This window comes from Massilia orientalis (genome assembly GCF_030411975.2).
Classification (GTDB): domain Bacteria; phylum Pseudomonadota; class Gammaproteobacteria; order Burkholderiales; family Burkholderiaceae_D; genus Telluria; species Telluria orientalis.
The window spans coordinates 50,881-70,073 of the sequence record NZ_JASNRB020000023.1 but is presented as its reverse complement, the minus strand read 5'-3'; the positions used below and the strand labels follow the sequence as shown (position 1 = coordinate 70,073).

Annotated in this window: 19 protein-coding genes; 9 read left to right on the top strand and 10 right to left on the bottom strand. The window is 63.9% G+C overall.

The genetic code is table 11. The annotated features are described in order from the left end of the window. Positions 1-6 precede the first annotated feature (6 nt). On the bottom strand, positions 7-885 hold the full coding sequence (locus QPK29_RS27860; RefSeq protein ID WP_371770045.1) for an alpha/beta fold hydrolase: 879 nt from the start codon (positions 883-885) through the stop codon (positions 7-9). 144 nt (positions 886-1,029) lie between these two features. Between QPK29_RS27860 and QPK29_RS27855 the strand changes: the two genes are divergently transcribed. From QPK29_RS27855 to QPK29_RS27840, 4 genes are all read left to right on the top strand, one after another. Next, positions 1,030-1,554 carry a gamma carbonic anhydrase family protein gene (locus QPK29_RS27855; RefSeq protein ID WP_056136612.1) on the top strand — a complete coding sequence of 175 codons (525 nt, stop codon included), beginning with the start codon at positions 1,030-1,032 and terminating at the stop codon, positions 1,552-1,554. 3 nt (positions 1,555-1,557) lie between these two features. Beyond that, positions 1,558-2,514 (top strand): Hsp33 family molecular chaperone HslO, encoded by a 957-nt coding sequence (gene hslO / locus QPK29_RS27850; protein ID WP_056136609.1) that lies wholly within the window; start codon positions 1,558-1,560, stop codon positions 2,512-2,514. A gap of 113 nt (positions 2,515-2,627) precedes the next feature. Next, the gene (locus QPK29_RS27845) at positions 2,628-3,113 is read left to right on the top strand and encodes a Dps family protein (protein WP_056136607.1); all 486 of its coding nucleotides are present in this window, start codon (positions 2,628-2,630) and stop codon (positions 3,111-3,113) included. Positions 3,114-3,366: 253 nt separating this feature from the next. After that, a complete protein-coding gene (locus QPK29_RS27840; RefSeq protein ID WP_371770046.1) occupies positions 3,367-3,786 on the top strand; it encodes a PAAR domain-containing protein in 420 nt (139 codons plus the stop codon). A 74-nt stretch (positions 3,787-3,860) separates the two neighbouring features. Here QPK29_RS27840 and QPK29_RS27835 read toward each other — a convergent pair whose 3' ends face one another. The 5 genes from QPK29_RS27835 to QPK29_RS27815 form a co-directional block, all read right to left on the bottom strand. Then, the gene (locus tag QPK29_RS27835; RefSeq protein ID WP_056136603.1) at positions 3,861-4,139 is read right to left on the bottom strand and encodes a helix-turn-helix domain-containing transcriptional regulator; all 279 of its coding nucleotides are present in this window, start codon (positions 4,137-4,139) and stop codon (positions 3,861-3,863) included. Beyond that, complete coding sequence (ftsB, locus tag QPK29_RS27830) at positions 4,136-4,480, bottom strand: cell division protein FtsB (protein WP_056136910.1); 345 nt, start codon at positions 4,478-4,480, stop codon at positions 4,136-4,138. The genes QPK29_RS27835 and ftsB overlap by 4 nt, the downstream gene beginning before the upstream one ends. Positions 4,481-4,546: 66 nt before the next feature. Beyond that, complete coding sequence (eno, locus tag QPK29_RS27825) at positions 4,547-5,833, bottom strand: phosphopyruvate hydratase (RefSeq protein ID WP_056328604.1); 1,287 nt, start codon at positions 5,831-5,833, stop codon at positions 4,547-4,549. A gap of 282 nt (positions 5,834-6,115) precedes the next feature. Further along, positions 6,116-6,967, bottom strand: coding sequence for a 3-deoxy-8-phosphooctulonate synthase (kdsA, locus tag QPK29_RS27820; RefSeq protein ID WP_371770047.1), 852 nt, complete (start codon positions 6,965-6,967; stop codon positions 6,116-6,118). Next, the gene (locus tag QPK29_RS27815) at positions 6,964-8,643 is read right to left on the bottom strand and encodes a CTP synthase (RefSeq protein ID WP_056136597.1); all 1,680 of its coding nucleotides are present in this window, start codon (positions 8,641-8,643) and stop codon (positions 6,964-6,966) included. Before QPK29_RS27815 ends, kdsA begins: the two co-directional genes overlap by 4 nt. Positions 8,644-8,799: 156 nt before the next feature. On the opposite strand from QPK29_RS27815, the gene QPK29_RS27810 reads away from it, so the two are divergent. The 5 genes from QPK29_RS27810 to QPK29_RS27790 all read left to right on the top strand — a co-directional run bounded on the left by QPK29_RS27810 (position 8,800) and on the right by QPK29_RS27790 (position 13,347). Continuing rightward, positions 8,800-9,918 (top strand): YjgN family protein, encoded by a 1,119-nt coding sequence (locus QPK29_RS27810; RefSeq protein WP_371770048.1) that lies wholly within the window; start codon positions 8,800-8,802, stop codon positions 9,916-9,918. Positions 9,919-9,928: 10 nt separating this feature from the next. Continuing rightward, complete coding sequence (locus QPK29_RS27805; protein ID WP_371770049.1) at positions 9,929-10,471, top strand: DUF7092 domain-containing protein; 543 nt, start codon at positions 9,929-9,931, stop codon at positions 10,469-10,471. A 9-nt stretch (positions 10,472-10,480) separates the two neighbouring features. Continuing rightward, positions 10,481-10,972 (top strand): M48 family metallopeptidase, encoded by a 492-nt coding sequence (locus QPK29_RS27800; protein ID WP_371770050.1) that lies wholly within the window; start codon positions 10,481-10,483, stop codon positions 10,970-10,972. Positions 10,973-11,195: 223 nt separating this feature from the next. Continuing rightward, a complete protein-coding gene (locus QPK29_RS27795) occupies positions 11,196-12,851 on the top strand; it encodes a methyl-accepting chemotaxis protein (RefSeq protein WP_400189874.1) in 1,656 nt (551 codons plus the stop codon). An 88-nt stretch (positions 12,852-12,939) separates the two neighbouring features. Then, positions 12,940-13,347 carry a PRC-barrel domain-containing protein gene (locus tag QPK29_RS27790; protein ID WP_371770052.1) on the top strand — a complete coding sequence of 136 codons (408 nt, stop codon included), beginning with the start codon at positions 12,940-12,942 and terminating at the stop codon, positions 13,345-13,347. An 18-nt stretch (positions 13,348-13,365) separates the two neighbouring features. On the opposite strand, the gene QPK29_RS27785 is transcribed toward QPK29_RS27790, so the two are convergent. The 4 genes from QPK29_RS27785 to QPK29_RS27770 are packed head-to-tail and all read right to left on the bottom strand — an operon-like array spanning position 13,366 to position 19,080. Next, a complete protein-coding gene (locus tag QPK29_RS27785; protein WP_371770053.1) occupies positions 13,366-13,632 on the bottom strand; it encodes a PAAR domain-containing protein in 267 nt (88 codons plus the stop codon). Between the two features lie 11 nt (positions 13,633-13,643). After that, positions 13,644-15,476: a type VI lipase adapter Tla3 domain-containing protein gene (locus tag QPK29_RS27780; protein ID WP_371770054.1), complete on the bottom strand. Its 1,833-nt coding sequence runs from the start codon at positions 15,474-15,476 to the stop codon at positions 13,644-13,646. Beyond that, on the bottom strand, positions 15,473-16,234 hold the full coding sequence (locus QPK29_RS27775) for an effector protein Tle3 domain-containing protein (protein WP_371770055.1): 762 nt from the start codon (positions 16,232-16,234) through the stop codon (positions 15,473-15,475). The genes QPK29_RS27780 and QPK29_RS27775 overlap by 4 nt, the downstream gene beginning before the upstream one ends. A 17-nt stretch (positions 16,235-16,251) precedes the next feature. Then, on the bottom strand, positions 16,252-19,080 hold the full coding sequence (locus QPK29_RS27770; RefSeq protein ID WP_400189873.1) for a type VI secretion system Vgr family protein: 2,829 nt from the start codon (positions 19,078-19,080) through the stop codon (positions 16,252-16,254). Between the last annotated feature and the right edge of the window lie 113 nt (positions 19,081-19,193).

Below are 19,193 nucleotides of genomic sequence, written 5' to 3'. Positions count from 1 at the left end.
GCAATGTCAGCCCGCGAGGAACGCCTCGATCATGCGCGCCAGCACTTCGGGTTGATCGTGGTGCAGCATGTGCCCCGCATCCGGCATCATGCGCGGCGTGACCTTGGCCAGCTGCGCGAGCCGGCGGTCGACTTCGTGGCGCGCCTCTTCCTTCGGGCCCATCCAGCGCCACATGTCCGTGTGCTCGGCCTCGACCCACAGCACGGGCGCCGTGATGCGGCGCCAGCACGCGAGCACCTCTTCCACCTGGTACAGCAGCGGCCCCGGCATCTTGTGCGCCGGGTCGCCCAGGATTTCCCACTCGCCCTGCGCATTCTGCGCGGCCCAGTGCCGGGCGAGGAAGGCGGCGCGGTCGGCAGGCAGGCGCGGGTTCGTCTTGCGCAGGCGCGTCGCCACCTCATCCAGGCTGGCGTAGCCGCGCATGGCGGGCGGGACCTTCACTTCGTCGAGCCACTTGGCGTAGCGGCCAGGCGCCTGGTCGGGGCGCGTGGCGGGCAGCCCGAAGCCTTCCAGGTTGATCAGCCTCGCGATGCGTTCCGGCCGCACGCCCGCATACACGCTCACGATGTTGCCGCCCATGCTGTGGCCCAGCAGGTTCACGGGTTCGCCGGGCGAATAATGGTCGAGGATCGCTTCCAGGTCGGCGAAGTAGTCGGGGAACCAGTACGTGTCGTTGCCGGAGCGCCCGGTCAGGCCGAAGCCGCGCCAGTCGTGGGCGATGACGTGCCAGTCGCCCTGCAACGCGTCGACGACGAACTGGAACGAGGCCGACATGTCCATCCAGCCATGCGCCATGAACAGCTTGGGCGCGCCCTCGCGGCCCCAGTGGCGGACGTGGGTGCGCAAGCCGCGGATGATGAGGAATTCGGAGCGGGACGGTGTCATGGCGGTTCCTGTTTGCGAGTTAAATTAGTACGACCGTTCGCATTATAAGCACGAAGCTTGTAATCCTGCAGGCCAGCCCCATCTGGGCCCCTTACGAGCGTGAAGGCGTAAAATACGGGCATCTCAACCTTCCGCGAGCACTCCATGGCGATTTACCAGCTGGGCGAAGATGCGCCCGAGATCGATCCGTCGGCCTATATCGCCGATTCGGCCACCTTGATCGGCAAAGTGACGGTCGCGGCGGATGCCTCGGTGTGGTCCGGCGTGACGATCCGCGGCGACAACGAGCGCATCACGATCGGCACCGGCAGCAATGTCCAGGAAGGCACGGTGATGCACACGGACATGGGCTTTCCGCTCGTGCTCGGCAAGAACGTCACCGTCGGCCACCAGGCGATGCTGCATGGCTGCACCGTCGGCGACGGCGCGCTGATCGGCATCCAGGCCGTGGTGCTGAACGGCGCGAAGATCGGCAAGGGCTGCCTCGTGGGAGCCGGCGCCGTGGTCACCGAAGGCAAGGAGTTCCCGGACGGTTCGCTGATCCTGGGCGCCCCGGCCAAGGTGGTGCGCACGCTCACGGAAGACGACCTGCTCCGCTTGCAGGGCAATGCCGCCAGCTATGTCGAGCGCGGCAAACGCTTCAAGGCGGAGCTCAAGAAAATCGGATAAAGAATGACGACTGATACCAGCAAGGACACCCTCCAGAAATTCATCTTCGACAACGCAGCCGTCCGCGGCGAGCTCGTCGAGATCTCCAACGCGTGGCGCGAGATCCAGTCGCGCCACGTCTACCCGAAGGCGGTGCGCGCCTTGCTGGGCGAAATGGTCGCCGCGGCGGCGCTGCTGTCCGCCAACCTCAAGTTCAACGGCTCGATCGTCATGCAGATCCATGGCGACGGCCTGGTGAAACTGCTCGTCGTCGAGTGCGACGCGAACCTGCGCATGCGCGCCACCGCCAAGCTGCGCGAAGGCGCGGACGTGCCGGACGACGCATCCGTCGCGCAATTGCTGAACCAGCATGGCCACGGCCGCTTCGTGATCACGCTCGACCCGCAGGACAAGGTCCCGGGCCAGCAGCCGTACCAGGGCGTCGTGCCGCTCGTCGGCGAGGACATCGCGACCGTCATCGAGAACTACATGCTGCGCTCGGAACAGATGGACACCAAGCTGTGGCTGGCGGCCGACGAGAACGTCGCGCGCGGCCTGCTGCTGCAAAAGCTGCCGCGCAATTCCAACGTCGAAGGCCAGGTCAAGCAGGCCAGCGAGGAAGAAGACCTCGAGACGTGGACCCGCGCCGTCATGCTGGGCCAGACCTTGAAGCAGGAAGAGCTGCTCACGACCGACGTGGAAACGCTGCTCCGGCGCCTGTTCTGGGAAGAGACGATCCGCGTGTTCGACCCGCTGCATCCGGTCTTCCACTGCACCTGCTCGCGCGAAAAAGTGGGCAACATGCTCAGGATGCTGGGCAAGGAAGAAGTCGAGTCCGCCCTGCACGACCTGGGCGAACTGGGCATCAACTGCGACTTCTGCGGCAAGCACTACGGCTTCGATGCCGTCGACTGCGCGCAATTGTTCGCCAGTGACACGACGGCCGACGCCGTGGCACCTGCTTCCAGCATCAAGCACTGATCGAACAAGGGGACGTCATTGACGTCCCCTATCATTTTGATTGGTAATATAAACTGCGGCTATTGGTGGTTCCTGCTAAGCTGTCATTAATGACAAACGGACAGGAGAACACCATGAGCAACATCAATATCGGCATCAGCACCGAAGACCGCGCCAACATCGCCAATGCCCTGTCGCGCGTGCTGGCGGACAGCTATATGCTGTACCTGAAGACCCACAACTTCCACTGGAACGTGACGGGTCCGATGTTCCAGACGCTGCACATCATGTTCATGGAACAATACACGGAACTGTGGAACGCGCTGGACAACATCGCCGAACGCATCCGCGCCCTCGGTCATTTCGCGCCTGGCACCTATGCCCGCTTCGTGGAACTGTCGTCGATCAAGGAAGAAGCCGGCGTGCCGAACGCGCAGGAAATGATCCGCCAGCTGGTCGACGGCCAGGAAGCGCTGATCCGCACGGTGCGCGAGGCGTTCAAGATCGCCGACGAGGCCAATGACCAGCCGAGCGCCGGCATGCTGAGCGACCGCATGGAGATCCACGAAAAGAATGCGTGGATGCTGCGTTCCTTCCTCGAGAACGGCCAGTCGGCCTGATCCCGCCTCTTCTGCCGCAGACGGCCCCTGATCAGGGGCCGATGCGGCATCCTCTTTATTGCCGGTCGGAAGTTAACCGGCAACCCTGTCGGAATTCCCTGATTCCGGATGACCGGCCGGTTCAAATTGCGCTGCATCAATTGGTTTAAATCAACGACGCGTTTCAATGGCCTCCAGTGTACGAACTCGTGCACTTGAGACCGGGAATGTGTCGCTTTTTCGCGTCCCGTTTTGCAAACTTTTGGAGAACCGGATGAAATCAGTACGCAGCAATGATGCAGCCACCAACGCCAACACAGCCACAGTCCAGGGCGCACCCCGTAAAGTGGTCGCCCGCTACCCCATCGCCACGATCGGTTCGCGCACCCGCCGCGGTGGCGAAGTCGTGCTCGCATCGCAGGGCGAGCCCGCGGACGATTTCCGCATCGCCTGCGTCGGCGACCGGGTTCGCTACCCGGACGGCAGCGAGAGCGTGATCGTGTCCGGCGCCGGACATGCGTCGACGTATGCGAACCGGCCGATCGCTCTCGTGGGCAGCCATATCGCGAACGGCGACCGCATCGTCGCGCGTGCGCAGAGCATCGGCGAGATCGTCGTCGTGGAAGGAGAACCGATTCCCGGCCTGCTGGAGCCGGGTTATGCGCCGCCGGGCGCCGTCGGGGCCGGCGCCTGACAGGGGCGCGGCCGCCGGCGTGCGCGGCTGCAATCAGTGGCGGCAGCGAACGCCGGCGGGCGCGAGAAGCTTGATCAATTGGGTGCGCCGTCGGCCGGACGGTGCAAATCGATGACCTTCATGATGGCCAGCAGGCTATCGAGGCCCATCTCGCCGCGGTTCATCGCCGCGGCGAGCAGGTCGCGCGGCAGGCCGGCCGCGGCGGCCAGGTGCGTGAGGCCCGCGGAGCGCGCGACCAACTTCAGCGCCTCCGTCATGGTGTCGGGATCGCCGGCATCGAACGCGGCGGCGAGGTAGCCCGCGACGGCCTCGAGCGTGTCGAGCGCCGGCGGGGAAGATTCCGTGGGGGTCATGGCGCGCCCTTCTTGACCTTCGGCGGCGGTGGCGGCGGCGGTTCCGTCATCATGACGGCCGGCTTCTCGTCCTTGCGCAATACCTGCACGAAGATCTCGTTCGACTTGATCATGCCGAGGTCGTAGCGCGCGCGTTCCTCGACGGCGCCGAGGCCGTCCTTCAGGTCGCGCACTTCCGATTCCAGCTTGGCGTTGCGGGCTTTCAGCTGCTCGGTCTTGGCGCGGCTCGCGGCCACCTGGGATTCCAGGTCGGCCACGGTAAGCCAGCCGCCCTTCCCCAGCCACAGGGGATACTGGATCAGCAGCAGCAGGGCTGCCAGGGCAAGGGTGATGAGGCGCATGGATGAATACGGCTGGCGGGGTGTCGACACGAGCCCGGCGAACGAACCCGTGTCCATACTACTCGATTACTTCAGGTTGTAGAACGCGTCGCGGCCCGGGTAGCTGGCGATGTCGCCCAGGTCTTCCTCGATGCGCAGCAGCTGGTTGTACTTCGCCATGCGGTCCGAACGCGACAGCGAGCCCGTCTTGATCTGCAGGGCGTTCATGCCGACGGCGATGTCGGCGATGGTCGAGTCCTCGGTCTCGCCCGAACGGTGCGAGATCACGGCCGTGTAGCCGGCGCGCTTGGCCATCTCGATGGCGGCGAAGGTTTCGGTCAGGGTGCCGATCTGGTTGATCTTGATCAGGATCGAGTTGGCGATGCCCTTCTGGATGCCTTCTTTCAGGATCTTGGTGTTGGTGACGAACAGGTCGTCGCCCACCAGTTGCACCTTCTTGCCCAGGGCGGCGGTCAGCGTTGCCCAGCCTTCCCAGTCGCCTTCGGCCATCGCGTCCTCGATCGAGACGATCGGGTACTTGTCGCACCAGGTGGCCAGCATGTTGGTGAAGTCCTGGGCCGACAGCTGCAGGCCGCCTTCGCCTTCCAGCACGTACTTGCCGTCCTTGTAGAACTCGCTGGCGGCGCAGTCCAGGCCGATGGCGATGTCCTGGCCGGCCACGTAGCCTGCCTGCTCGATCGCTTGCATGATCAGCTTGATGGCTTCTTCATGGTTCGCGACGGACGGGGCGAAACCGCCTTCGTCGCCGACGGCCGTGTTCAGGCCCTTGCTGTGCAGGATTTTCTTCAGGGTGTGGAACACCTCGGCGCCGTAGCGCACGGCTTCCTTGAACGACGGGGCGCCGACCGGGATGATCATGAATTCCTGGATGTCCAGGTTGTTGTCGGCGTGCGCGCCGCCGTTGATGACGTTCATCATCGGCACCGGCATCTGCATCGCGCCCGAACCGCCGAAGTAGCGGTACAGCGGCAGGCCGGATTCTTCGGCGGCGGCCTTGGCGACGGCCATGGAGACGGCCAGCATCGCGTTCGCGCCCAGGCGGCTCTTGTTCTCGGTGCCGTCCAGGTCGATCAGGGTGCGGTCCAGGAATGCCTGTTCGTTGGCGTCCAGGCCCATGATGGCTTCGCTGATCTCGGTGTTGATGTTCTCGCAGGCCTGCAGCACGCCCTTGCCGAAGTAACGCTTCGGATCGCCGTCGCGCAGCTCGATGGCTTCGCGCGAACCGGTCGAGGCGCCCGACGGGACGGCGGCGCGACCCATCACGCCGGATTCCAGCAGCACATCGCACTCGACGGTCGGATTGCCGCGCGAGTCGATGATTTCGCGGCCGATGATATCAACGATAGCACTCATGGTAATTCAATCTCCAGAAAGTAAAAAAAGCCAAAGCGCGAAATGGGAGGCGTTAAGCCGCAAACACATCCCACCGTCGTTCCCGCGCAGGCGGGAACCCAATTTTTGCTCGCGATTCGGTAACGCCGGCAATACTTGGGCCCCCGCCTGCGCGGGGGCGACGTACTTGTCGTACTTGTGATTCAGCCGAACGCAGGACCCCTTGGTACACTCGAGCCCCGCTTCCGTTTATTCAGTCGGGGGCAGAGCCCACCCGTGTGATTCGGGCTCCGACCCCGATTATCAAGAAAAATCGGACTCGATAAATCCAGCCTTCTTGACGATGCGGTCGATATCGACCAGTGTGGTCAGCAAATCCTTCATGCGGGCGAGCGGCACGGCATTCGGGCCGTCCGACAGCGCGCATGCGGGATTCGGGTGGGTTTCCATGAACAGGCCCGACACGCCCGCCGCGACCGCTGCGCGCGCCAGCACGGGCACGTGCTCGCGCTGGCCGCCGGACGACGTCCCCTGCCCGCCCGGCAGCTGCACCGAGTGGGTGGCGTCGAACACGATCGGGCAGTTCGACTCGCGCATGATGGCGAGCGAACGCATGTCGGAAACCAGGTTGTTGTAGCCGAACGAGACGCCGCGCTCGCACGCCATGAACTGGTCGGACAGGCCGGCTTCCGCAGCTGCGGCGCGCGCCTTGTCGATCACGTTCTTCATGTCGCCCGGTGCCAGGAACTGGCCCTTCTTGATGTTCACGGGCTTGCCGGAACGGGCGCAGGCGTTGATGAAGTCGGTCTGGCGGCACAGGAAGGCCGGCGTCTGCAGCACGTCCACGACGCTCGCGACGACCGGGATCTCTTCCTCGGTGTGCACGTCGGTCAGGACGGGCACGCCGATTTCCTTGCGCACGTCGGCCAGGATCTCCAGGCCTTTTTCCATGCCGGGGCCGCGGAACGACTTGCCGGACGAACGGTTCGCCTTGTCGAACGACGATTTATAGATGAACGGGATGCCCAGCGCCGAGGTGATTTCCTTCAGCTGGCCGGCGACGTCCATGGCCATCTGGCGCGACTCGATCACGCAGGTGCCGGCGATCAGGAAGATCGGCTGGTCGAGGCCGACGTCGAATCCGCACAGTTTCATGCTGCATCTCCTTGCAGTGCAGGCGTGTTTGCGGCCTGCTTGTTGCCGCTCGCTGCCTGGTGGGCCAGCGCGGCCTGGATGAACGACGAGAACAGCGGGTGGCCGTTACGCGGCGTCGACTTGAACTCGGGGTGGAATTGCACGCCCATGTACCACGGGTGGACATTGCGCGGCAGTTCCATGATCTCGCACAGGTCTTCGTTCGGCGTACGCGCCGCGACGACGAGGCCTGCAGCTTCGACCTTCGGCAGGTAGTAATTGTTCGCTTCGTAGCGGTGGCGGTGGCGCTCCGTCACGACGTTGCCGTAGATCTCGGCGGCCAGCGTGCCCGGGTTCACGGCGCAGGTCTGCGCGCCCAGGCGCATGGTGCCGCCCAGGTCGGAATTGACGTCGCGCTTCTCGACCTTGCCGTCGTGGTTCTGCCACTCGTTGATCAGGGCGACGACCGGCTGGTCGGTCTCCGGATCGAATTCCGTCGAGTTGGCGTTCGGCAGGCCGGCCATGTGGCGCGCGTATTCGATCAGCGCGACCTGCATGCCCAGGCAGATGCCCAGGTACGGGATCCGGTTTTCGCGGGCATAGCGGGCGGCCATGATCTTGCCTTCCACGCCGCGCTTGCCGAAGCCGCCCGGCACGAGGATGGCGTCGTACTTGGCCAGGTTGGCGCAGCCCGTCGACTCGATCTCTTCCGAGTCGATGTATTCGATGTTGACGCGGCTTTCCGTGTGGATGCCGGCGTGGCGCAGCGCTTCCGTCAGGGACTTGTACGACTCGATCAGGTCGACGTACTTGCCGACCATGCCGATCGTGACTTCGTGCTTCGGATTCTCCAGCGTGTGGATCAGCTTCGTCCACATCGACAGGTCGGCCTTGGGCGCCTCGAGGCCGAGGGCGTCGAGGATGATGTCGTCCAGGCCCTGGTCGTGCAGCACCTGCGGCACTTTATAGATCGTGTCGACGTCCCACACGGAGATGACGGCCTGCTCTTCGACGTTGGCGAACAGCGAGATCTTGGCGCGCTCATCGTCCGGGATGCGGCGGTCGGCGCGGCACAGCAGCGCGTTCGGCGAAATGCCGATCTCGCGCAGTTTCTGCACCGAGTGCTGGGTGGGCTTGGTCTTCAGTTCGCCGGCGGACGAGATGTACGGCACGAGGGTCAGGTGCACGAACGCGGCGCCCTTGCGGCCCTGGCGCAGCGACAGCTGGCGCGCGGCTTCGAGGAACGGCAGCGACTCGATGTCGCCGACGGTGCCGCCGATCTCGACGAGCGCGACGTCGACGCCTTCGGCGCCGCGGCGGATGTAGTCCTGGATCTCGTTGGTGATGTGCGGGATCACCTGCACGGTCTTGCCGAGGTACTCGCCACGGCGTTCCTTGCGGATCACCGATTCATAGATCTGGCCGGTCGTGAAGTTGTTCACCTTCTTCATCCGCGTGCTGATGAAGCGCTCGTAGTGGCCCAGGTCCAGGTCGGTCTCGGCGCCGTCGTCGGTGACGAACACTTCGCCGTGCTGGGTGGGGCTCATCGTGCCCGGGTCCACGTTGATGTACGGGTCGAGCTTGAGCATGGTGACTTTGAGACCGCGCGATTCGAGGATCGCGGCGAGGGAGGCGGCCGCGATCCCTTTACCCAGGGAAGACACGACGCCGCCAGTGACGAATACGAATTTGGTCATTGTGCAGAAGGTGCCGAACGGCACGCGCGGGAAATAGAAATTATACCTTAAACCTGCAAATACTTCCTCATTCCATCTTGGCAACATATCCCATTGCCAACAATGGGGAACTATGGCTACACTGGTGATCTTTCTTCCATGTCAAGAAAATCGGCCATGCACGCACCTGACGACCGTCCTTTCGATGCGCCGACTTCGCATGGCCTGTCGTTCTCCGGCAGCGGCGCCGAATACTTCCGCATCTGGATCGTCAACCTGATGCTGACGGTGGCCACGCTGGGCATCTACTCGGCCTGGGCCAAGACCCGCCGGCTGCAGTATTTTTACCGGAACACCCAGCTCGCCGGCGCCGGCTTCGACTTCCGCGGCGACCCGAAAGCGATCCTGCGCGGACGCATCCTCGCGGTGGCGCTGCTGGCGGCGTATCACTACGCGTTCGGCTTCTCGCTCAAGGTGGGCGTCGTCACCGTCGCACTGCTGCTGGCCGGCCTGCCCTTCATGATGCGGTCCGCGCTGCGTTTCCGCCTGTCGAACACGGTCTACCGCGGCCTGCCGTTCGGCTTCGCGGGCGGCATCAAGGAGGCCTACATCGTGTACTTCGTGCCGGTGGCGATCTTCGTGCTGCCCGGCGCGCTCCTCGCCCTGATGCCGGGGAATCCCGGCGTCGGCGCCATCTTCCTGCTGTACCTGTGCTGGCCGCTGATGCATGGCGCGATGAAGGCCTACCAGCACAAGCACCTGATGGCGGGCGACCAGCATGCCGCGTTCGGGCTCGACACGGCGGACCTCGCCAAGCCCTACGTGCGCGCATTCCTGATCGGCCTCGGCGTGATGGTGGTCGTCGGCCTGTCGATCGGCCTCTCGGTGTATCTGGCGCGCGGGCAAAAGTCGGCGGCGGCGTTCGCGGCGTTCCTCCCGGCCATCCTCGCCATCGTGCTCGCGTATCTCTACATGCTGCTGATGGGGCCGTACATCCTCGTGCGCATGAACAACCTGGCCTGGTCGGCCACATCCTTCCCCGGCATCCGCATCACGTGCGCGATGCGGACCTGGCCCTATCTGCGCCTGCAGACGGTCAACGTGCTGCTGACCCTGCTGACGTTCGGCCTGTTCCGCCCGTTCGCCGTCGTGCGCACGTGGAAATATCGCGTGGCCCACCTCAGCGTCGACGCGCCGGACGGGTTCGAGCAGGCCGTGCTGGCGGCGCGGCGTCCACCCGCGGCGGCGGCCGGCGACGGCATCGCCGACTTCCTCGGCGTCGACCTGTCGTGGTAAGGAGCGCAAGATGATCGCAGCCCATTTCTTCGATGGCCACGACGCCCGCCTGCAACCGGTCGGCCTGGACGTACGCGATGGCCACCTGCACGTCGATGCGTCCGGGTTCGAACGCAGCTTTCCCCTGGCGGACGTCGCGCTGGCCGAACCGTTCGAGCAGGCGCCGCTCGTGCTGCGCCTCGGCGACGCCACCTGCGAGGTGCCGTACGGCCCGGGACGGCAGGCGCTGCTGGCCGCGCTCGGCTACCGCAAGAGCGCCGTCGAGCGCTGGCAGGCACGCTGGCCCGCCGCCCTCGCCGCCCTCGTCCTGCTGCTGGCGCTGCTCGGCGCCGGTTTCGTGTGGGGCGTGCCGGCCGCCGCCGAATTTGTCGCCGCGCGCCTGCCGGCCTCGGTCGACACGAAGCTCGGCCAGGCTGCGCTGGCCGGCCTGGAAGCGCAGGGCATGCTGGCGCCGTCGCGCCTCTCGGACGACCGCATCGCCGACGTCGAAGCCCTGCTGCCCCGTGCGCTGCCCGCGCACCCGCGCGTGCCCGTGCGCCTGCTCGTGCGCTAGTCCGGCACGTTGGGCGCCAATGCGCTGGCGCTGCCGGACGGCACGATCATCGTGACGGACGCGATGGTCCGCCTCGCGCTCGACGACGACAACGAACTGGACGACAACGGCAAAGCCGCCCTGCTGGGCGTGATCGGCCACGAGGTCGGCCACATCGAACGGCGCCACGCCACGCGCGCGATGACGGGGTCGTCGCTGACGGCCGCGATGTCGGCCACGCTGTTCGGCGACTTCAGCGCCGTCGCCGCCGGCCTGCCGGCCGTGCTGACGCAGATGCGGTATTCGCGGGCGATGGAGCTGGAAGCGGACGACGACGCGGTCGCGGTCCTGCGCCGCAACGGGCTAGAACCGGACGTGTTCGCCGATGCCCTGGAGGCGCTGGAACGCGCGCGTCCGGGCGAGGACAAGCTCCCGCGCTGGCTGAAGAAATCGATGTCGTATCTGTCCACGCATCCCGACACCGCCGAACGCATCGCGCGCCTGCGCAAGACCGCCCGCTGAAGCAGTTGTCAACCTCATCATTGCTGTTAGCCGGCATGCATGAAGCTGTCACATGCCGGCAACATTATGGTGCTTATATGCACACATTTCGTGCACTGAGTTCCACAAAGCAACATAAATTTTCTTCCTGTACGTAGAATCAAGCCGGGAACAGTTTGTTACCTCTTCCCCACAACAATCACGCTTGAATCAAGGAAGAACCAAGATGGGCTTTCTCGCCAATATGAATATTGCGAAACGTCTCGGCGTGGGCTTCGCCCTCGTGCTGGGCCTGACCCTCGTCATCGCGGCCGCCGCCGTCTGGCGCCTGAACACGATCGCGGATGCGACGCGCGCGATGATGGCCGTTCCGCTGGCCAAGGAGCGCATGATGGAGGAATGGCATATGCAGACGTTCGCCGCCGTGCGCCGTACCGCCGCCATCGTCAAGAGCTCGGACCCCAGCCTCGTCGAATTCTTCAAGGCCGACGGCGTCAAGACCGCCAGCCGCTCGACCGAACTGCTGAAGCAGATCGAAGCGTTGCTCGACAGCGACGAGGAACGCGCGCTGTTCGGCCGCATCACCGAACTGCGCAAGGCCTACACGTCGTCCAAGGAACGCGCCATCAAGGCCAAGGCCGCCGGCGACACCGCGGAAGCCGAGCGCATCCTGAACCAGGAATATGTACCGACGTCGGAAGCCTACGAAGGCAAGCAGGCCGAACTGGTCAAGATGCAGCAGGACCGCATCGACACCGTCGCCAAGGAGATCGACAACGCCAGCCGCCACAGCGCGCGCATGATCATGATCGTGGCCGGCGTCGCCGTGCTGTTCGGCGCCGCCTGCGCGTGGGTGCTCGCGAATGCGATCGTCCGTCCGATCCGCCAGGCCGTCGACGTGGCCGAGAAAGTGGCCGGCGGCGACCTCACCCAGCACATCGACGCGAACGGCACGTGCGAAACCGGCGCCCTGCTGCGCGCGCTGCGCAACATGAACGACAGCCTCGTCGCGATTGTCGCCCAGGTGCGCAGCGGCACCGATACCATCGCCACCGCGTCGGCCGAAATCTCGGCCGGCAACATGGACCTGTCCTCGCGCACCGAACAGCAGGCCGGCTCGCTCGGCACAACGGCCAGCACGGTCGAGGAACTGACGGGCACCGTGCGCCAGAACGCGGACAACGCGCGCCAGGCGAGCCAGCTGTCGATCGCCGCGTCGGAAATCGCCACGCAGGGCGGCGCCGTCGTCGACCAGGTCGTGCAGACGATGGGCGCGATCAACGATTCGTCCAAGAAGATCGTCGACATCATTTCGGTCATCGACGGCATCGCGTTCCAGACCAACATCCTCGCGCTGAACGCCGCCGTCGAAGCGGCGCGCGCCGGCGAACAGGGCCGCGGCTTCGCCGTCGTGGCGGGCGAGGTGCGCACGCTGGCCCAGCGCTCGGCCGCCGCGGCGAAAGAGATCAAGGCACTGATCGTGGACTCGGTCAGCAAGGTCGAGGACGGCACGAAGCTGGTCGACCAGGCCGGCATGACGATGAGCGAAGTGGTCGACAGCATCCGCAAGGTGAGCGACATCGTCGCCGAGATCGCCAGCGCCAGCGGCGAGCAGAGCACCGGCATCGAACAGGTCAACCACGCGATCGCCGACATGGATTCGTCCACGCAGCACAATGCCGCCCTCGTCGAGGAATCGGCGGCGGCGGCTACCGCGCTGCGCGACCAGGCCGACAAGCTGGCCGAAGTGGTCGCCCTGTTCCATATCGACTCGAAAGCCATGACGGCACCGAAGGCCGCGCCCGCACCCGCTCCCTCGCGCGCCGTCGTGCCCGTGAAGACGAGCGTCCGCAAGGCGGCGCCAAAGGCGGCCGCTACCGAGGAGTGGGAGACGTTCTGAAGCCGTCCGTGCGTTCCCGGCCGAACCGGCGCGCCGGACTCGGGTTATCCTTGTGCTCCCGGACTGGAATGAGGCGAGGAGACGGAAAATGTCTTACGAGGAACGCGACGACTACGGCATGTACAAGAACAAGCATGGCAAGGGACCGGGCCCGGAGCTGATGGGCGCGAACACCCTGATCGGCGACCACGTCCACAACCTGCAGAACGAGCACCTGGGCGTCATCAAGGAATTCATGGTGGACATGCGCACGGGTGCCATCGCCTACGCCGTGATGTCGTCCAGCCGCTTCCTCGGGCTGGGCGAAAGACTCTTCGCCGTGCCCTGGCAGGCGCTGACCCTGGACCCGCGGCACAAGCGCTTCACGATGGACATCCCCAAGGAACGCATCGCCAGCGCGCCCGGCTTCGATACCGACCACTGGCCGGACATGGCCGATACGCGCTGGATGGGCGAGGTGCACGCGTACTTCGGCACCTCGCCGGTTACGGTTTGACCGGGCGACCTCGCTGAATCACGTCGTCCGATAATTGTCCAGGCTCGATTTGAGCTTGGCACCACAGCTCGTCACGTCGTCCTCGAAAGCCATGGAGACACCATTGATGCGATGGTGCGGTGACCCGCTGGCGATCGTGCAACCGCTGTGCCCTTGAATCGGACAACTGCACGCGTCGCCAACGCAGGCCACGGGAATGCCATTCACCTTGAAATGGCTGGCACGGGCACTGATCACTTTTCCACCGTGACTTGTCGCGTCGCCTAGCCGAATCACATTACGCATGTTTGCCTCGATCAGTGCCGTGCAGTCGCCAGGTCTTTCATAGCCGGACTTTCTTCTGCCCCGAGAACAGCGCCAACCGTCGGCGGCTTGTAGTTGTCGGAGTCAACAGCCGGCTTCACCTGGTGCTTGAACACATCCCGGCCCTCCTGCTTGCTCAGGGACGCCTCGGTCGGAGGGCTGATGAACACGATGCTTCCCCCTGCGGGGTCGCGCAGGTTGATCGCAGCCGACGTGCCTCCATGGATATAGCTGCCCATCACGCCCAGCGCCATCTGCATGAAGAACGTAGCGGCACCGGTATTGCCGAGGCGGCGATCGGTGTTGATGAATTGCGCCGTCTTACTGGTGTCGATCTCGCGCCCGCCCTGCGCGGCATAGGCATGCAGCACGCCTTCCAGGGCCGCCTGCTGGTCAACATGGTCGCCGAACGCACCGACGATCCGGGCCGGACCTTTTGCGCGCTCCGCGTCAGGCAAGGTCTGCAACGCTTGCTGCCAGCCGGCCTCAAGGATCTTCTGGCGGGCCTCGCGCCGCTTGACTGGCTGGCCGTGCTCGTCCTCGAACTTCACGAAGACAGGGCGGTGGATGTAGCCGAGCGAAGGCAGGTTGTCGAAGGCTTCCATCTGGTTGCGGTTCCATGGGACGGGGAACCACGGGGTCGGTTTCCAGTCCTTGGGCGGATCGTTCATCCAGCGGCGGAAGGCGGCCAGCGAGATGTCGGCTTCATTCTTGTCGAAGACCGGGCGCTTGGCGAAGACGGCTACGGCCTTCAGCCATTCGGCGACAGTGGGATTGCGGCCGCCGTCGAATTGTTCCGGGTGGGCCAGTTTTGCCGGCGTTGGTGCTGACTCCTTCAAGTGGTAGTACATCCTTCGAAGATTTTCCTGCAGATAGTCGTTGGCCGGGTCGTCCCATACGTAAGGTCGCAACGGCTCGACCCGCTCGCGTCGCGCCAAGACGAAAACAGCCGTGGAATCGGGCATGTCAGGGATATAGTAGCCATCCCTGATGAGCCGCGGAGCCTCTGGCGGAAGATCGCCATCACGTGTGGCCGAGCTGTCGTCCGCCAGAAGGATGACATATGGCAGGTCCGGATGGCTGTCGAAAAACGCGAACACCTGTTCTAGCAACTGGTCGGGGCGTTCGCTCAGCTGCCATGGTCCCGTGACGAACAGATGCCATGCCATGCCGGTGGTTTCCGCGCTGGCGGCCAGTCCTGCGATCGGCCGAAGCTCGCTCGGCTGTTGCGCAGGATCGGGAATCGGACTTCCGGCATAAAAGCTGGGGACGCCCCAGAACATCGGGGATGAGTCGGCGCCGTTTTCCAACGCGTCGCAGGCACGTCCACCGCTCGCGCCAATCTTGTCGTTAGCCGCCCATTCGTATTTGTTAGGATCCTGCTCGCGGATGCTGGTGAAGGGCGTCCCCATCTGAAGGACGTCCCACAGCTTCCCCTGCCGGTATTTTTCGTAGGTCACCCCAAGGCCGATCACTTCCAGCACGTATTCGCGGCGTGCCTTCCCGGCACGGGCGGCGGCTTCCTGTTCCTGGAGTTGCTGGTTTTTCTGCTGCCACTCGCGCTCGCGCGCGTTAGCGGCAGATGAAGCGTAAAGCCATTTGCCACCAAACAGCAGGATGACCAACACTAGCGGTACACTGAACCAACGCATTCTATCCATCGTCGTCTCCACGCTGACTTTTGCCAGTTCCGGGTGCAAGACCCGAAAATCGAGCATCATCCACAACAGGCATACAAAGGGAAAAGCGATGACCGCACCGGCAAAATACCGCCACGTCGCGGGTCGCTTGACGTCACTCGCAACTCCGATCGCCGGACTGCTCATGACGTCACCTTCATGTCGCTCGTCTGGGTTACGCGTTTTCCGGCCGTGGTCTCGGACACGACGATCCCCCACAGTTTCCCCGTCAACAGCGGAAGGCATGGAGGCAGGTTGCCGAAGCTGTAGTACTTTGCGTTGCCCTCGATGAGCTCACGCCGCCACGGTGGTTCGCACTGGAGGTAGGCACCGAAATCGGTCACGAACTTCTCCCATCTCAATATGCCGGGACGGGGTTTTTCCTTTGAATCCGGCATCTTCAACCGCCAATCCGCCACCGCACACAAATACGCATAAAACCTGGGATCACTGGACGCCTTCCCGCTCCCGATCGCGACATCATAAGCGGTCACCTGGCTATGGTTCCTGGCGCTGTCGAAGATGGCACTGTGAAAGGACTTTGCACCCAGTTCATGCTGCCAGCGCCGTCGCGCCACGTTCGGACTTTCGCCGATGACCGCGAGCACCCTGCCGTCCGGATGACGAATGGCGCTCAATACCGTGAACTTATCGTCTGGATTGGAATTGTTCGGATTCTTTTCGGCGTTGTACGCGGCCTCCATGCGCTGCAGGTCCAGGCCCGCGCACAAGCCGGCTTCCACGTCGGCATACCCGGCGCCCACATCGTTCACGCCGTGGATGATGATGATGTTGCCCGGCTGCTCCCGCGGGTGTTCGATGACTTTGTCGGACGCCCGCTTGTGCTGCAATACCGTCGTGGTCGTGTGCGCCACATACTCCGGTTTCGGATATTTTCCGGCCATCTTCTCCTCCCATGACGTTATTGTTCGCCACCTCGCATGAGCCCGATCTCGGCCATGTGCATCGCATCGCGTTCGATCAGGCTGGACTTGCCGTCGGCGCTGCTCCGGGCCTGTAACGCCGATCCATCGCTGAGCGCGATATTCAGCTTTGCGTCCTTGACGACCGCACCCGGCGGCCTCTCACCGGTCTCCAGCGGAATACCGGGCGCGTAACGGACCACGAGTTTCTGGTCCGCATTGCCATGGCCAAAACTCGGGAACCCGGCCGTCATGGTCTCCGGTCCGTCATAGAGAAAGTCTGGAGCATGGAACTTGAGCGGTTGTTTACTGCCAATGACGGGCGGACCGTCGCCCAGCTTCAGGAATGATCCGTCCTCGGCCACCAGCAGAATGACCTTGGCGGAGATTTTGGCCATACCTTCGGTCGCGGATAGCGTCAGGTTCTTGGCCGAGTTGATATCCGTATCGTCGTGCTGGCTCTGGAGCAGGACCTTGCCGAAGTGGGCGATACCGGTAAGGCCGTCATGGTGGGCGAACAGCGAGATGCCTTTGCCCGCGTTGAGATTGAAGCGCTGTCCTGCCGTCAGTTGCAGGTGCTGCTGCGCCACGGTATCGATGTTGCGTGCCGAATAGCTGACGATCGCACTAGTGCTGGCAAAGCCGATACCGGCTGGCGACGTGATGCCGATGACCGGCTCTCCCGGCTCGGCCGCTTCAGGCGCGGTGTTGCTGCCGTTTTCCCAATGCCTGAAGCGGGTCAGCAGTTTGTTCTGTTCCCCGGCGTCGAGCGACAGGCCATTGTGTTCAGCCGCGTAACTGCCAAGTGCGTTGCATAGCTCACCGCACTCGCGCAACAAGTCCAGGAAATCGTCGCGTGCCAGTTGTCTGCCTTTCGTGGCCGCGCCCCCCAACAACTTCCATGAACTCAGCAAGATGCCGCGGGCTGCACGCAAGGCGATCGTTTCATCGCTGCGCAACTCGGCCCCTTCGCCCCGCGGGGCGGCGCCGCCATCTCGGCGCGGCTCGGTCAAATAGCCCAGGTTCAACTCAGTCGACCCGTGGTCGCTCTCCAACTGCGCGCTGATCTGGCCCGGCGTATCGTCCAGTCGAAGCTGGTTGCCGCGCGCGCCCCTCACTTCGCGTGACCGGATACCGGACTGGTACTTCGTATCTGGCAATCGGCCCTCATGACGAAAGGCTGGCGGCAATGCCGCCCCGTTGAATACCTGTCCAACGATGATGGGCTTGTCCGGATCACCGCCGGCGAAGTCAACAAGTACTTCGGTGCCAACTGGAGGGAGCAGACGCGTGCCGCACTCGCCGTGTGTACCGAGCGCACTGCCGGCCCAACTGGAGGCGACGCGGACCCACGCCGAATCCCGGTCGGAATCGGAACTGCCTGCGCCCCCTGCATGAACATGGTCTTCCGGGCGGGCGGACTGAAAGCGGATCTTGACGCGTCCCAGCTCATCGCACCACACCTCCTCGTTCGCGGGTCCGACCACGATTGCCGTCTGCAAAGCGACAACCGGAAGCGGAGCGGGAGGAGGAACAATGCGGACGTCATGCCGCACACAGGTAAAGCGGGTTCTGAAGCGGATCGGCTCGCCCTTGACGTCGGCGAAGGCAGCATAGTCGCCGGCATCCCAGCCATTGCGATTCAACAGCCGTTCGACGCGTGCATCGATCTCGACAGGCAAATTGTTCCGCGCCGCGATATGTTGGCTCGTGACGACAAAATCGCGTTCATTGGTGGGATGCGTATCGATTTCGGGATGGCCTTCGAGGCTGAACCATTCACCAACCGACAGGTCGCGCACGCCACCCTCACCATGAAAATGCTTGGATTCATAATCGTGAAACGCCATCCGGACATCGCCCAGGTCGGAAAGATCGCGTGCGGTGTCGCCCAAGTGCGGCGGCGCGACCCAGTAATCGTCTAGAACTGCGGCCAAGTCATTTCCTTGCTCTCCTTGGTCGATCCGAGACCTCGTATGCGCTGCCATGAACGCGCTGCCGGAGGGCTGCTTGTAATCCCAGCTGTATAGCGACGCACTGCCCGGTCGCAGGCTACGGGCAGCGCCCCATCCATCGATTGCGTCACGCTCCTCCGTGGCGGCATCGCGGTGGAAACGCACGGTGCCCGCCATGTTCCGCGCGAGTTGGTTGGGGTCATCGAACAGCACCATTGTGTGGCCGATAGCAGGTTCTTGTCCGCGCCTTGCCTCGCGGCCCGGCAAACCACTGCGGAATATCGATGCAATCCCACGCCGCCACAGCAGGCGCCGGATGAATGCGGCGTCGGACTCGTTGTGCTGCATAATCAGTTCGCGTTGCGGATGCTTGTTCTCGAGCCCCGGGGCGATTTCCAGTTCGAATGTCGCGCGCAGCACGCTGCTGCGCGCGTGCCATTCAGACACCAGCGACCTGACGACATCCAATTCGCTCCGGTTACGAAACACACGAGTGTTGTTGCGGCCTTCCATGACCGACATCGCATCGCGTACGACCAACTGGTATGTCGCGAGAGCACCATCGCTCTGGCCGGATACTGCCTCGGTAACGATCCCGCAGATACGACGCAACTTTCCTCGATCGGTGACAATGCGCAGTTCGGCCGGCACGCCAATGAAATCCTTCAGTGCCAGGCCTGCATCGTCCGCCACGCACAGAATGCGGTAAGTAAAACCGCCGCAGATCGCTTCACTGCCGTGCACACGCTGAGGCAACAGCACGTCGTCACGCATGCCATTGGACCGAGCCAGCACAAGTCCGAGCGGACGTTCGCGCGTGGCGAGCCTGTATTCCGCCAGGTCGATCGCTTGCCCCATAATGCCCATGCCCATTACGACTCCCTCGATGTCAGTAGGCCATAGCGGCCATATCGTGATCAGGAACTCAGGAAAGGCATAATGATTCACGCACGCCTGATGTCTCATCATGCGTTGACGCAATTTTG